The following is a 12,951-nucleotide window of genomic DNA, read 5'->3' on the forward strand; positions in this document are numbered from 1 at the left end:
GCAACCGGAGTGAAGATGAAAACACCGGGCCGCCGCAGAGCACCAACAGACCGCAGGGACGGGAGCGGCTATACTACTCTCAGTAGTTAAGGGTCGCGGATTGGCCGCGTCACCGCTCTCAACAGGAGGTCTTTGTTTATGGCAGATCAAAAGCCGGTTGTCGGGATCATCATGGGTTCCAAGTCCGATCTGGGCGTTATGGAAGGCTGCACCGCCGAGCTCGAGGCGCTCGGTGTGCCCTATGAGCTCGTGATTGCCAGCGCGCACCGTACGCCGGCGAAGGTCCACGAGTGGGCCTCGACTGCCGCCGACCGTGGCATCAAGGTGATTATCGCCGCAGCCGGCAAGGCCGCGCATCTGGGCGGTGTCGTGGCTGCCTTTACGCCGCTGCCGGTTATCGGCGTGCCTATGAAGACGAGTGATCTGGGCGGCATGGATTCGCTGCTGTCGATGGTGCAGATGCCTTCGGGCGTGCCTGTGGCATGCGTTGCCATCAACGGCGCCAAGAACGCCGCCATCTACGCCACGCAGATTCTGGGTGCTTGCGATCCCGAGTATCGCGCAATTATCGAGAAGATGAAGCAGGAGATGGCTGACGCTTAAGCGGCTTGCCGTTCCGTTGTAATCATAGGGAGAGTCATGTCCGACTATCAGGGAAAACGTTTCTCGGCTTCTCAGATCCCCAATCCATCCAAGTCGGGATCGGCCCGCTCCATGCAGCAGGGTCGGGCATCCTCTCCTCAACAGGCTCGTGCGCCGCGCCCCGTAACGCCGACGTCCCATCGCCGTCAGGATACGCCGGCTGTGTTTCGCCCCTCGTCATATGGCACGGCAAAGAAGCAGGCCCGGTCGACGAGGCAACCGAGCGGCGCTCCGTCCAGCTACACCGAGCCCCCGCGTAAGAAGCGCCGCTCCATTATCCCCATTCTGCTCATCATCGTGGGCATCGGTCTGATCGTTGCCGCTGCCGCCATCTTTATCAATGCACAGATTGGCTACAAGCAGGCGAGCGATTCGTACCAAAAGATCGAGAAGCAGTACGTGAGCGATAAGGATGCGAGCGGCGTGCCGATTGTCGATTTTGACGCTCTTGCTAAGGCAAATCCCGAGATCGTGGGATGGATTTATGTGCCGGATACCAACATCAACTATCCCGTGGTGCAGGCCAAGGACAACTCTAAATACCTCAACACGCTGTTTGACGGTACGTCCAATGCATCGGGTGCGATTTTCTTGGACTTCGAAGATGTCGCGCCGGGCATGGTGGACCAGCAGACGACAATCTACGGCCACCATATGAACGACGGATCGATGTTTAATGTGATCTCGGACACCACCGACCAGGCGACGTTCGACAGCATCGAGTACGTGTACTACATCACGCGCGATGGCACGTATAAGCTGAGACCGCTGGCGACCAAGGTGGTTGAGGATACGTACTCCAAGGCGCGCGCGACCAACTTTGAGGGCGACGACGGGCTGACGAATTATCTGTCCGAGATGCTCGATGGCGCCTCGGCCGTGGCAAACGATGCGACCGACCGTGCTGCCTCGGCAACCAAGGTTGTAACGCTTGTGACTTGTCGCTCGCTGTCGCTGAGCAACGCGCGCGCCGTCATGGTGCTCACACCGGTCGAGGAATAAGTGGTTCGGGAGCAGCTAATTTGGGACGGGGCTCTTTTAGCTACCCCGGGTATGCAGAATGATTTTGCTGGTTTGGGTGACGGGGGTAGCTAAAAGAGCCCCGTCCCAAATTAGCTACTCGACGACGGAAAAAAGGGGAAGCGATGCTTGAAAGTGGCAAATTGATGCCTTCGGTCGATGCGTGGCTGCGCGAAGCCAAGGCCGACGCTTCGGCGCCGGCGTGTGGCATGTACCTGACGCACAATGGCGTGGTGCGTGCAACGCCCAAGTCTGAGGCCCGTGGTGTCGAGACCGATGGTGTGGCGCCGGGCCACAAGGTGGGCGGCGTGGTGTTTGGCTACGACGCCAGCAAGGTACAGGCTGCCATCGAGGCGACGCGCGCGATGCCCGGCATCGGCTATGTGCGCGTATGGCTGGCGAGCGGCGAGCTTGCCGTGGGCGACGACATCATGCTCGTGCTCATTGGCGGAGACATTCGCCCGCACGTGGTCGATGCGCTGCAGGCGCTCGTCGGCACTATCAAGAACGAGTGCGTGAGCGAGGTCGAGCGCGAAGCGTAACGCCTAGCCGGCAACCCGTGTACGTCTATAGCAAAAGCCCGCTGGCAGTTCAGGTAAATCTGCCAGCGGGCTTTGGTGTGTTGGGGCTGTTTTGTGCCGGCGCTCGCTACACGCGTGTGGCGTCCTTGGGGCTCATGGTCATGCTCTGGAAGCGATTTTCCATATACTCGTTATCGAAGTACTTTCCGTAGAACTGCGCAACGGGAATATCGCTGGCCGTGCCGTTGACACGCTGGTACCAGTAGTCGAGCGATTGCAGCGTCATGACGCCGTCGACCAGCATGATGATGGTAAAGATGACGGTGGCTGAGTAGCGATTCTTCCAGGGAATCATGTTAATGAGCTTGAGCAATCTGGGCAGCAGCAGCTTGATCCAGATGAGTCCGCCCAGACCCCACAGGCAGGCGAAGCCCGTGCAGGTGCGACCGCCCGTAAGCACGGCGAGCGGATCGGGCATGCCAAAGAGCTTCATGTGCGAGTAGTTCCACGAGACCACACCGAACGAGGTCTGCATAAACCAGCCCACAAAGACCTCAAAGCTTGCGCCAAGCAGGGCGCTCACCAAAAAGATAATGATGGGGTTCTTTTTGTAGAAGCGGTTGAGCACCATGGTCATGAGTACGGCGCCAAATCCGTAGATGGGGCTGAAGGGGCCAAATAGCATGCCGGCGCGGTTCTGGTAGACGCCTGGATCGTCGACCGTCATGTGCCAGATGTCCTCCAGGATCAGACCGAGCACGCAGCAGACAAAGAATACCCAGAACAGGTTGAAGTAGTTGAGCTTGATGTAGCCCTCGCCGGTCTCATCGCGGCCGAGCATACCCTCGGCGGCGGCGTCGCGATCGAGCATCTCCTGCAAGCGGCGCTGCAGTTCGCGCTCCTGACGAAGCGTTGGGTCAACAGTGGCCGAAAGCGCGACGAGGATGCCGAGCTGGATGGCGGGGCGCAGCAAGAACGGCCCGATACCCTGGAGCATCACGTCGACCAAAAGCTCAACGACGGTAAGTGCGATAAGGATATAGGACAGGCGCGCGGCGTTGCGGCGCTGGTTCTTGATGAGGTCCAGGCCAAAGATGATCAAGATGACCGCGCTCGCCGCCGAGAGCATGATGCCGGCGACGATAAGGCCGACCGCGACGAGCGTGTTGTCGCCGAGCTTGGCGGCGGCGTTGCCGTTGATGAGCGCGGTGATGACCTGCCACATAAAGGCGCCGACCGAAGGGAGCGTGCCTACGCCGGACAGGATGCACAGGACGGCGTACACCTTAATGATGAGGGGAATCTTCTTGACCTCCGTGGCGCTGGGGACGCTGGGGTCGAGTTCGTTTCGATCCATACGGAACCTTTCTCGTTTTGTTGTAGGTTACAAGGATACGCCGCCGACCTGCTTAAAGACAGGACGAATGGCCCAATTGCAGCAATGTAAGCCCTAACGGTGGGCGAGACGCGTCGCGACGGAAACATACGGGACCGTTGGCCCCGAGGGCGGGTTGCCAGATAAAATGTTTGGCCGCAAAACGGATTATAAGCTCGGTGGGCTTTTAAAAACCGCTGTTCATGCGCGGGAGTGCTTGTCTTGCCGTGCGTATAATAGGGCAGGTAACGCCAAATAACGAGGCTCTGAGGGGATGCCATGTCTCAAGAAACCATCCGCGCGGCCGAGCGTGCTACGGGACGGCTGACGACCATGTCGACGTATGATCCGGACTCCGACCAGCTGCATGAGGAATGCGGCATCTTTGGTGTGTGGGCACCCGATCGCGACGTGGCTCGACTGACGTACTTTGGTCTGCGTGCGCTGCAGCATCGCGGCCAGGAATCGGCGGGAATCGCCGTGGGCGATGGCGGCACGGTTATGGTTCGCAAAGACCTGGGACTGCTCGATCGCGTGTTCTCCAACGCCGACCTGTCGACGCTCTCCGGCCAGTTGGCTGTGGGCCACGTGCGCTATGGCACCGCCGGCGCCAAGAGCTGGGAAGCCTCGCAGCCGCATCTTTCCACCATCAACAGCGTCATCATCGCGCTTGCGCACAACGGCACCCTGGTTAACACTGACGAGCTGCGCCGCCAGCTGATCGAGCTCGGCGTGCCGTTCCTCTCCAATTCGGATTCCGAGGTCGCGACCAAGCTCATTGGCTACTTTACCCAGTGTACGGGCCACCTGCGCGAGGGCATTCGCAAGACCATGGAGCTCGTGCGCGGCGGCTACGCCATGACGCTCATCAACGAGCAGGCACTCTACGCTTTCCGCGACCCGCATGGCATTCGTCCGCTGGTGCTGGGCAAGCTCGTGGACGAGGGCCTGGACCAGGCCGACGCCGCATCCGTTTCGCAGCTACCGTCGCAAGACGACGCCGCGAGGGTCGACGCTGCCGCTCATGTCACGCGCGCTGGCGGCTGGGTCGTTGCCTCCGAGACATGTGCACTCGATATCGTGGGCGCCGAGTATGTCCGTGATGTCCGTCCCGGCGAGATCTTGCGCATCAGTGCCGAGGGCCTGGTATCCGAGCAGGGTGTGCCCGCTGCCAAAGAGCCCGCTAACTGCATCTTTGAGCAGGTCTACTTTGCCCGCCCCGACTCCATCATGAATGGCAAGAGCGTCTACGCCTGCCGTTACGACATGGGTCGTCAGCTGGCACACGAGGAGCCCGTCGATGCCGACCTGGTCATCGGCGTGCCCGACTCCGGTCTGCCGCCTGCGGAGGGTTATTCGCGCGAGAGCGGCATTCCCTTTGGCGAGGGCCTCATCAAGAATCGCTATGTGGGCCGTACGTTTATCGAGCCCACGCAGGAGCTGCGTGCCATGGGCGTGCGCATGAAGCTCAATCCATTGCGCGACAATATCGAGGGCAAGCGCCTGGTCGTCATCGACGACTCCATCGTTCGCGGCACCACCATGGTGCAGCTCGTCAAGATGCTGCGCAACGCCGGCGCCAAGGAGATTCACATCCGCATCAACTCGCCCGAGGTCATCTGGCCGTGCTTCTACGGCATCGATACCGACGTGCAGTCGCAGCTCATCAGCGCTAACAAGACGGTCGATGAGATCTGCGAGTACATTGGCGCCGATTCGCTGGCCTTCCTTTCGGTCGAGGGCCTGCTGAAGGTCATGCCCAAGGGCGGCTACTGCGATGCGTGCTTTACCGGCCGTTATCCCGTGGCGATTCCCGAGAGCTTTGGCCGCGACAAGTTTATGGAGGGCTTTAAGCCCCGCAACCTGGATAAGCCGCTGCACTTTGGCGAAGACGCCGTGGTCGAGAAATACGATGACCGCAGCTGGGAAGAGAAGCACGGCGAGGCCTAAAACCTGCCATTTAGGGACAGGTTTATTTTGGTAGGTTTTACCTGCTGTTTTGTTGATATGACGGCGCGCACCGCTGCGGTGTGCGCCGATATGAACGCAACTATGAGCACTGTTTGGCGTCTGTGTGTCAAACGGTAGTGGGAGAGGAAGGCTCAGATGAGCGACAGCAAGCATGTGACGTATGAGGATGCCGGCGTCGATACCGCCGAGGGCGGCCGCGCCGTCGACGCTATTAAGCAAATGGTTAAGGATACCAACCGTCCCGAGGTTATCGGTGGCATCGGTGGCTTTGGCGGCCTGTTCTCGGCCGCCGCGCTTAAGGATATGGAAGACCCGATCCTGATCAGCGGTACCGACGGCGTGGGCACCAAGCTCGTCCTCGCCCAGATCATGGACCGTCACGAGACGGTGGGCCAGGACCTGGTCGCCATGTGCGTCAACGACATTTTGGCTTCGGGCGCCGAGCCGCTCTTCTTTTTGGACTATGTTGCCATCGGCCACATCGAGGCCGAGCACATGGCAAAGATCATCAAGGGCGTGGCCGATGGCTGCAAGCTCGCGGGCTGCGCGCTCGTGGGCGGCGAGATGGCCGAGCACCCGGGCGTCATGGCTCCCGCCGACTACGACCTCGCCGGCTTTACCGTGGGTGTCGTCGACCGTCCCAAGATGCTCGACCCCGCCAACGTCCGCCCCGGCGACGTGATTCTGGGCCTTCCCTCCACCGGCGTGCACTCCAACGGCTACTCGCTCGTGCGTAAGGTCATCGGCGTTGACGGCATCAAGCCGGGTACGCCCGAGGCCGCCGCTAAGGCCGAGGAGCTGAGCCGTCCGCTCGAGGAGCTCGGCGGCGCATCACTGGCAGACGCTCTGCTGGCCCCCACGCGCATCTACGTCAAGCCGATTCTTGAGCTGCTCCGCGGCGGCGCTCCGGTGCACGCCATCGCCCATATCACCGGCGGTGGCATCACCGAGAATCTTAACCGTGCGCTGGCCGACGACGTCGACGCCGTGGTCACCCGCAATGGCGCCGAGATGGGCTGGGACATTCCGCCCGTCATCACCTATGTTTCGCACCAGGCCGAGCTTACGCCCAACGAGGCATGCAAGACCTTCAACATGGGCGTCGGCCTGTGCCTGATTGTCGCTCCCGAAGATGAGGCCGCGGTAACCGATGCCCTGGTCGCGCTGGGCGAGAAGCCGTTCCGCGTGGGCGAATGCGTCGAGGGCTCCGGTAAGGTCGTGTACTCCGATGAGCGCTAACGAGCAGACGGCTGCCGCCGAGGGCCTGGGTTTTGCGCCCTATACCCGTCCGACCGGCACCGATACCACCGAGCCGCTCAAGATCGGCGTGCTCATCAGCGGTTCGGGCACCAACCTGCAGGCGCTGATCGACCTGATCGCCGCCGGCAAGCTCAATGCTTCGATCGAGCTCGTGGTGTCGAGCCGTCCTTCGGCCAAGGGCCTGCAGCGTGCAGAGCGTGCGGGTATCCAGACGCTGACGCTCTCCAAGGATGTCTACGCCGACCCTATCGCCGCCGACGAGATTATTGCGCACGAGCTTCTCGAGCGCGGCTGCGAGTATGTGGTCATGGCTGGTTACATGCGCATGGTGCATACGCCGCTGCTGGCGGCGTTCCCCAACCGCGTTGTCAATCTGCATCCGGCGCTGCTGCCGAGCTTTACCGGTGCGCATGCGATCGATGATGCCTTTGCGCGCGGCGTCAAGGTGACCGGTGTGACCGTGCATTTTGCCAACGAGATCTACGACAACGGTCCCATCATCGCCCAGCGCGCGCTGGCTGTTGAGGAAGGTTGGGATGTCGACACACTCGAGGAGCACATTCACGCGATCGAGCACGTGCTGTATCCCGAAGTCGTGCAGATGCTCGCTGACGGCCGCGTCCACGTGCTGGAGAGCGGTAAGGTGGCAATTGATCCGGCGCGCCATCGTGCGTAAAAGGATTCGCTTGGTTTTCGTTGCAACGTAAACTATCAAAAAGCTGATTGGGGCATTTGGAATCACATGTGCCCCAATCAGCTTAATATCTCTTTGATTTTGGGCTCTGGATAACGTGACGGGCACCATTCCCATTTCAAGAAATCCGATAGGGCCTCGTCTGTGTGTGGGCGGGGCCCTTTTGCGTGGCCTTTTATGTTTGCTATACTGCTAGCAAGTAGAGAGGAGCCGCTATGGGTGCAGCAACGGTGCAGCTCAACACACGAATCGATCCTATGCTCAAGGCTGGTGGCGATGCGGTCCTGACACGCAATGGATTGGGGCCGAGCGATGCCGTTCGTGCGCTTTGGGCCTATCTTGTCGAGCATCAAGCGTTGCCGGGATTTATGGTGACGGATAAGCGCGAGGCACCCCGCGCGGAGAGCCTGGCCGAGCAGGGGTGTGGCCTAGCTTTTTCATCGCTGGGGCTAAGTGCTTCGGATTTTGCGCCAGTTGGATCATCTGCGGAAGACTGGGATGCCGTACGAGATGATATGTATGACACGATGATTGCCGATATTGAGGCGAATTGTCGATGATCGAGGCAAAGCATCTCTTGGTAGATACGAACGTTTGGCTCGATTATTACCTGCAAGAGGGGGCGTTCGACGAAGCGAAGAGATTGGTTGAACTGGCCGAGGCGGGAAAGATTGACCTTTTGTACGCGCCCACGACGGCAAAGGATGTGTTCTATATCCTGCCTCGGCGTCTGGCCCGGCGGAATGCGAATGGGATTAACATTTCGTTTGCCTCGGCGTCATGGGCCTGCATCGAGCATATGATGCAGGTGGCAACTGCCTCTCCGCTTTCGTTGGCGGAGTGCGAGATGGCGCGCATGCTTGGCAAGCGCATGCCGGATCTCGAAGACAACCTCATCATCGCTTCGGGCGAGACGGCAGATGTTGACTACGTGGTCACGAGCGACCGGCGCATGATGGAGGCGATGCCCGAGGTGTGCTTGACGCCTGCCCGCGCACTCGAGATGATTGGGATCCTCGGCTAACCTTGCCTGTCTGGTTTCGCTATCATATGGGGCATTGTGAACCTCATGCAACTTTGGAGGATGGTATGGCGGATAACGCCGAGATGCTATTCGCGCCTGAGCTGGTGTTTTTTGATTGGGAGTGCGCGACGCCGGATGAGGTGTTTGCGCGACTCGAGGGCGAGCTTGCTCCGCACGGCTACATTGCGTCCGGTTGGCTCGATGCCGTCCGTACGCGCGAGGACATCTATCCCACGGGCCTCGCCATGCCGGCGGCCAATATTGCCATTCCGCATACCGATCCGGGGTTTGTGGCTAAGCCCTATATCGCGGTGATGAAGCCCTCCGCGCCCGTGACGTTCAATGCTATGGCGGGCATGGGTGCCCCCGTGCCGGCGCAGATCATCATCAATCTGGGTATTGCCGAGCCGGGCGGCCAGGTCGAGGCTCTGCAAGCGCTTATGAATATCTTTATGGATGCTGACGCCGCAGCCGACGTGCTCGGTCAGACCTCGTCCCAGGGCATGGTCGACGCCATCCGCCGCCACTTCTAGGGCCGGCATTTGGGGACTGTCCCTAACTGCCGGCAGAAAAGGAACGTCCCTAGCTGTCGGAGCTGTCCCCTTTGCACCAAAATGGTGCAGATTAACCTGTCTCCCATGCACCAGGTGTGCCGCGGGGTTGCGTTGTGACACAATGACGTTTGTTCGATTCGTGATGCGAAAGGCCAACTATGGCAAACAAGAAAAAGAACCCAGAGGCCGCACCGACGCCCGAGCAACGGTCCCGCGCTGCCTCCAGCTCTCGCAAGAAGCAGCGCAAGACGTACGTGTCTAAGACCGTCAAGATCGTTCTGGTGGTTATCGGCGTGCTGGCAATGCTGCTTTCCGTCTCGGCCATGGCGTGCTCCGGTTTGATGTCGCAGACCGAGAACAATAACTCGGGTTACAAACTGACCGGCGGCGTGGCTGCTACTATCAACGGCACCAACCTCACCGAGGACACCGTGACCAAGCAGATCATGAGCATGCGCACGTCCTACGGCTATACCAAGGATGAGGATTGGGCGCAGTATCTGGTTGACAACGACCTGACGCCCAAGAAGTACCGCAAACAGCTCATCGATTCCTATACGCAGCAGATTCTGCTCCAGCAGGCGCAGAAGGAGAACGGCGTGACGGTTTCGGACGAGGAAGTAGAGAAGGCTTGGAAGGACGCCTGCAAGAGCGCGGGCGGCGCCAAGACCTTTAAGGAGACCCTTAAGACCTACGGCTATACCGAGGACACCTACAAGGATTCGCTCAAGGAGAGCCTGGCGCAGCAGAAGCTTAAGGATGCCGTTGCTCCCACCAGCAAGCCCAAGGACAGCGAGATTGTCGATTACATTAACGAGAACCTGTCTAACTACAACGATGCCCGCCGCTCGTCGAACATCCTGATCAAGGTTGATTCCGACGCTTCCGACGAGGACAAGGCCGCCGCCAAGGCCAAGGCGCAGGAGTGCCTGGATAAGATCAACTCCGGCGAGCTGAGCTTTGAGGATGCCGTGAAGCAGTATTCCGACGACACCGGTTCCAAGGAGAAGAAGGGTGACGTGGGCTGGGATAAGCTCACCACCTTTGTCGACAGCTACCAGACGGCGCTCGAGGGCCTTAACAAGGGCGATGTGAGCGATGTGGTCGAGTCGACGTATGGCTACCACATCATCAAGTGCACCGACTACTTCCATGTCGATGGCCAGGTCGATGACATCAATCAGGTGCCCAAGGCTATTAAGAAGTACGTTTCCAATGTGGTGAAGACCCAAGCATCGGGCACGGCATACAACGAGTGGCTGGAGAAGTACACGAAGGATGCCGACATTACCGTCAACCCCATGCCCAAGGACGTGCCCTATAACGTGAGCCTGAAGGGCGTCACCAAGAGCTCGACCGACGATTCGTCGACGACTGAGTAATCAAGGGGCGGTGCTCGTGCGAGTGCCGCCCACACTATTGAGGAGGATTTGCAGATGACCAACGAAGAGCTGCAGCAGGAAATGATTGCCGCCATGAAGGCCAAGGACAAGGTTCGCCTGTCTATCATTCGCCAGGTCAAGGCCGAGGTTAAGAACATCGAGGTCAACGAGCGCCGCGACGTGACCGAGGAAGACGTCAACAGCATGATCAAGCGTCTGATTAAGCAGACAAGCGAGACGTTGGAGATGTCCATCAAGGCCGGTACCGATCAAGATCGTACCGACAACCTGACCGAGCAGGTCAAGATTCTGGAGAGCCTACTGCCCGCGCAGGTTTCGGGCGAGGAGCTCGAGGCTCTGATTGAGCAGGTCATCGCCGAGCTGGGCGCCACGTCCAAGAAGCAGATGGGCCAGGTTATGGGGGCGCTCGGCAAGGCCACCGGCGGCAACTTCGATAAACCGGCCGCGGCAAAGATCGTCGGCGGCAAACTCGCGTAATTTGTTACGCGGTTTTACCAAACCGCGTAACGGCTCGACGCTGCAAACCCGTACACGCGGCAATCTGACGTTCAATTTCAAGGGCGCGACCATGAGGTCTGCGCCCTTTCATTTCACGTCACCTTGCTCGCGTGTACGGGTTTTCGCTGACTTATGCTCAACAAGGGCGGTTGTATTATTTTCGGGTCTTGAGGGGCGCGGCCGTCATGGTCGCGCCCCTTTTTGCTGGGCTGGGTACTCATTTAAGCCTGTCCCCAATGAGTGGTCCCCAATGAGCGGGTTAAAGGTTGCGGGTTCTTTACGGGAATGTAGTGTGGGCTGCGGAAACGTGGTTCTTTCCGTAAAATAGAGCAATTCGTGTAAGCGCAGGGAAGGGATATTCATGGCAGACATGATCGAGATCAAGCATCTCAACAAGTACTTTGGCGACCTGCATGTGCTCAAAGATATCAACCTCACCGTCAAGCGCGGCGAGAAGCTCGTAATGATCGGGCCTTCCGGCTCGGGCAAGTCCACGCTCATCCGTTGCGTCGATTATCTGGAGGAGCCCACGTCGGGCGAGGTCATCATCGACGGTACGCCGCTCACCAAAAAGAATCACCTGGAGATGGCTCGCAAGTACAGCTCCATGGTGTTTCAGCAGTTCAACCTATATCCCAACATGACGGTGCTGGGCAACCTGACGCTCGCGCCCATCAAGCTGCAAAAGAAGAGTAAGGAGGAGGCGACCGAGATCGCCATCGCCGCGCTCAAGCGCGTCGGCATGGCGCATAAGGCCGGCGAGTATCCGCAGAACCTCTCGGGCGGTCAGCAGCAGCGCATCGCCATTGCCCGTGCCCTGTGCACCAAGCAGCCCATCATCTTGTTTGACGAGCCGACCTCGGCGCTCGACCCCGAGATGGTCCAGGAAGTCCTGGACGTTATGATTGAGCTCGCGCAGGAGGATATCACCATGATCTGCGTGACGCACGAGATGGGCTTTGCGCGCCAGGTGGCCGACCGCGTCATCTTTATGGAGGACGGCCGTATCCTAGAGGAGGGCACACCCGAGCACTTCTTCGATAACCCCGAGAACCCGCGCTGCCGCGAGTTTCTGTCCAAGATTCTGCACTAGGCGCGGTGATGGACATGACGGATATGACGAGGGCGGCCGTGTCGCGCCGCCACTTTTTGCAGCTGGCGGGCGCCGGTATGCTCGCGCTGACGGGGACCGCGCTTGCCGGTTGCGGCAACTCCACCGTCGGCGAGGGCTCCGACAAGGGGTCTAAGCTTGCGGCCATCAAGTCGCGTGGCCATCTGAACGCCGGCGTTAAGAAGGACGTTCCTGGCTACGGCTATTACGACACCGCCAAGGGCCGCTTTGAGGGCATGGAGGTCGATTTGTGCTACCAGATCGCCGCTGCCGTCTTTGGCGTGAGCTACAAGGATGCCCGCGCCCAGGAGCTTGTCGAGTTTACCGACGTAACGCCCAAGACGCGCGGCCCGCTGATCGATAACGGCCAGCTCGACGTGGTCGCGGCGACCTACACCATCACCGACGAGCGCAAGAAGAGCTGGGATTTCTCGACGCCGTACCGCACCGACTACGTGGGACTCATGGTCAAGAAGCGTTCGGGCTTTACCTCGATTGAGGACCTGGACGGCAAGGTCATTGGCGTGAGCCAGGGTGCCACCACGCAGGGCCTGATCGAGCAGATGATCAAGGACAACGGCTTTAGCTGCGAGCCCGAGTTTAGGGCCTTTAGCGGCTACCCCATCATCAAGAGTTCGCTCGATGCCGGCAACATCGACGTCTTTGCCATGGACCGCTCCACGCTGGCCGGTTACATGAACGAGACCGTTGAGCTGCTGCAACCCGAGGTCAAGTTTGGCGAGCAGGGCTACGGCGTGGCGACCAAGAAGGGCTGCGATCTTTCGGCCGTGGTCGATCAGGTGATATGCGATCGCCTGGCCGACGGCTGGCTCGACCAAGAGGTCAAGACCTGGGGTCTTGTATAGGCGCATCGTCCA

The 12,951-nt window shown here is 59.7% G+C and carries 14 protein-coding genes; 13 read left to right on the forward strand and 1 reads right to left on the reverse strand.

What is annotated here, in order from left to right:
* The first annotated feature begins 138 nt into the window (after positions 1-138).
* From purE to ACTM86_RS03195, 3 genes are all read left to right on the forward strand, one after another.
* Positions 139-603: a 5-(carboxyamino)imidazole ribonucleotide mutase gene (gene purE, locus ACTM86_RS03185; protein WP_154516732.1), complete on the forward strand. Its 465-nt coding sequence runs from the start codon at positions 139-141 to the stop codon at positions 601-603.
* 36 nt (positions 604-639) lie between these two features.
* Complete coding sequence (locus ACTM86_RS03190) at positions 640-1,644, forward strand: class B sortase (protein ID WP_441015240.1); 1,005 nt, start codon at positions 640-642, stop codon at positions 1,642-1,644.
* A gap of 143 nt (positions 1,645-1,787) precedes the next feature.
* Positions 1,788-2,204: a molybdenum cofactor biosynthesis protein MoaE gene (locus ACTM86_RS03195; RefSeq protein WP_154516726.1), complete on the forward strand. Its 417-nt coding sequence runs from the start codon at positions 1,788-1,790 to the stop codon at positions 2,202-2,204.
* Between the two features lie 106 nt (positions 2,205-2,310).
* On the opposite strand, the gene ACTM86_RS03200 is transcribed toward ACTM86_RS03195, so the two are convergent.
* Entirely contained in the window at positions 2,311-3,540 is a 1,230-nt protein-coding gene (locus ACTM86_RS03200; RefSeq protein WP_441015242.1) for a putative ABC transporter permease, read from the reverse strand.
* 297 nt (positions 3,541-3,837) lie between these two features.
* Between ACTM86_RS03200 and ACTM86_RS03205 the strand changes: the two genes are divergently transcribed.
* From ACTM86_RS03205 to ACTM86_RS03250, 10 genes are all read left to right on the forward strand, one after another.
* Positions 3,838-5,508, forward strand: coding sequence for an amidophosphoribosyltransferase (locus tag ACTM86_RS03205; RefSeq protein ID WP_441015244.1), 1,671 nt, complete (start codon positions 3,838-3,840; stop codon positions 5,506-5,508).
* Between the two features lie 156 nt (positions 5,509-5,664).
* Positions 5,665-6,768: a phosphoribosylformylglycinamidine cyclo-ligase gene (gene purM / locus ACTM86_RS03210; protein ID WP_427717964.1), complete on the forward strand. Its 1,104-nt coding sequence runs from the start codon at positions 5,665-5,667 to the stop codon at positions 6,766-6,768.
* Complete coding sequence (gene purN / locus ACTM86_RS03215) at positions 6,758-7,465, forward strand: phosphoribosylglycinamide formyltransferase (protein WP_441015246.1); 708 nt, start codon at positions 6,758-6,760, stop codon at positions 7,463-7,465. The genes purM and purN overlap by 11 nt, the downstream gene beginning before the upstream one ends.
* A gap of 233 nt (positions 7,466-7,698) precedes the next feature.
* Positions 7,699-8,043, forward strand: coding sequence for a type II toxin-antitoxin system RelB/DinJ family antitoxin (locus tag ACTM86_RS03220; protein ID WP_427795604.1), 345 nt, complete (start codon positions 7,699-7,701; stop codon positions 8,041-8,043).
* Positions 8,040-8,507: a PIN domain-containing protein gene (locus ACTM86_RS03225; protein ID WP_441015248.1), complete on the forward strand. Its 468-nt coding sequence runs from the start codon at positions 8,040-8,042 to the stop codon at positions 8,505-8,507. The genes ACTM86_RS03220 and ACTM86_RS03225 overlap by 4 nt, the downstream gene beginning before the upstream one ends.
* A 65-nt stretch (positions 8,508-8,572) precedes the next feature.
* A complete protein-coding gene (locus ACTM86_RS03230) occupies positions 8,573-9,040 on the forward strand; it encodes a PTS sugar transporter subunit IIA (protein ID WP_441015250.1) in 468 nt (155 codons plus the stop codon).
* A 179-nt stretch (positions 9,041-9,219) separates the two neighbouring features.
* Entirely contained in the window at positions 9,220-10,443 is a 1,224-nt protein-coding gene (locus ACTM86_RS03235) for a peptidylprolyl isomerase (RefSeq protein ID WP_441015252.1), read from the forward strand.
* A gap of 54 nt (positions 10,444-10,497) precedes the next feature.
* Positions 10,498-10,941 (forward strand): GatB/YqeY domain-containing protein, encoded by a 444-nt coding sequence (locus ACTM86_RS03240; protein WP_427795123.1) that lies wholly within the window; start codon positions 10,498-10,500, stop codon positions 10,939-10,941.
* A 382-nt stretch (positions 10,942-11,323) separates the two neighbouring features.
* A complete protein-coding gene (locus ACTM86_RS03245; RefSeq protein ID WP_055251548.1) occupies positions 11,324-12,055 on the forward strand; it encodes an amino acid ABC transporter ATP-binding protein in 732 nt (243 codons plus the stop codon).
* 8 nt (positions 12,056-12,063) lie between these two features.
* Entirely contained in the window at positions 12,064-12,939 is an 876-nt protein-coding gene (locus tag ACTM86_RS03250) for a transporter substrate-binding domain-containing protein (protein ID WP_427793746.1), read from the forward strand.
* Positions 12,940-12,951 lie beyond the last annotated feature (12 nt).

It is taken from the genome of Collinsella sp. HCP3S3_E11, assembly GCF_052067375.1.
Taxonomy (GTDB): domain Bacteria; phylum Actinomycetota; class Coriobacteriia; order Coriobacteriales; family Coriobacteriaceae; genus Collinsella.

Excerpts from the sequence above, each read along its gene's own strand:
- purE (WP_154516732.1), top strand. The coding sequence starts at position 139 with ATGGCAGATCAAAAGCCGGTTGTCGGGATCATCATGGGTTCCAAGTCC.
- ACTM86_RS03190 (WP_441015240.1), top strand. The coding sequence starts at position 640 with ATGTCCGACTATCAGGGAAAACGTTTCTCGGCTTCTCAGATCCCCAAT.
- ACTM86_RS03195 (WP_154516726.1), top strand. The coding sequence starts at position 1,788 with ATGCTTGAAAGTGGCAAATTGATGCCTTCGGTCGATGCGTGGCTGCGC.
- ACTM86_RS03200 (WP_441015242.1), bottom strand. The coding sequence starts at position 3,540 with ATGGATCGAAACGAACTCGACCCCAGCGTCCCCAGCGCCACGGAGGTC.
- ACTM86_RS03205 (WP_441015244.1), top strand. The coding sequence starts at position 3,838 with ATGTCTCAAGAAACCATCCGCGCGGCCGAGCGTGCTACGGGACGGCTG.
- purM (WP_427717964.1), top strand. The coding sequence starts at position 5,665 with ATGAGCGACAGCAAGCATGTGACGTATGAGGATGCCGGCGTCGATACC.
- purN (WP_441015246.1), top strand. The coding sequence starts at position 6,758 with ATGAGCGCTAACGAGCAGACGGCTGCCGCCGAGGGCCTGGGTTTTGCG.
- ACTM86_RS03220 (WP_427795604.1), top strand. The coding sequence starts at position 7,699 with ATGGGTGCAGCAACGGTGCAGCTCAACACACGAATCGATCCTATGCTC.
- ACTM86_RS03225 (WP_441015248.1), top strand. The coding sequence starts at position 8,040 with ATGATCGAGGCAAAGCATCTCTTGGTAGATACGAACGTTTGGCTCGAT.
- ACTM86_RS03230 (WP_441015250.1), top strand. The coding sequence starts at position 8,573 with ATGGCGGATAACGCCGAGATGCTATTCGCGCCTGAGCTGGTGTTTTTT.
- ACTM86_RS03235 (WP_441015252.1), top strand. The coding sequence starts at position 9,220 with ATGGCAAACAAGAAAAAGAACCCAGAGGCCGCACCGACGCCCGAGCAA.
- ACTM86_RS03240 (WP_427795123.1), top strand. The coding sequence starts at position 10,498 with ATGACCAACGAAGAGCTGCAGCAGGAAATGATTGCCGCCATGAAGGCC.
- ACTM86_RS03245 (WP_055251548.1), top strand. The coding sequence starts at position 11,324 with ATGGCAGACATGATCGAGATCAAGCATCTCAACAAGTACTTTGGCGAC.
- ACTM86_RS03250 (WP_427793746.1), top strand. The coding sequence starts at position 12,064 with ATGGACATGACGGATATGACGAGGGCGGCCGTGTCGCGCCGCCACTTT.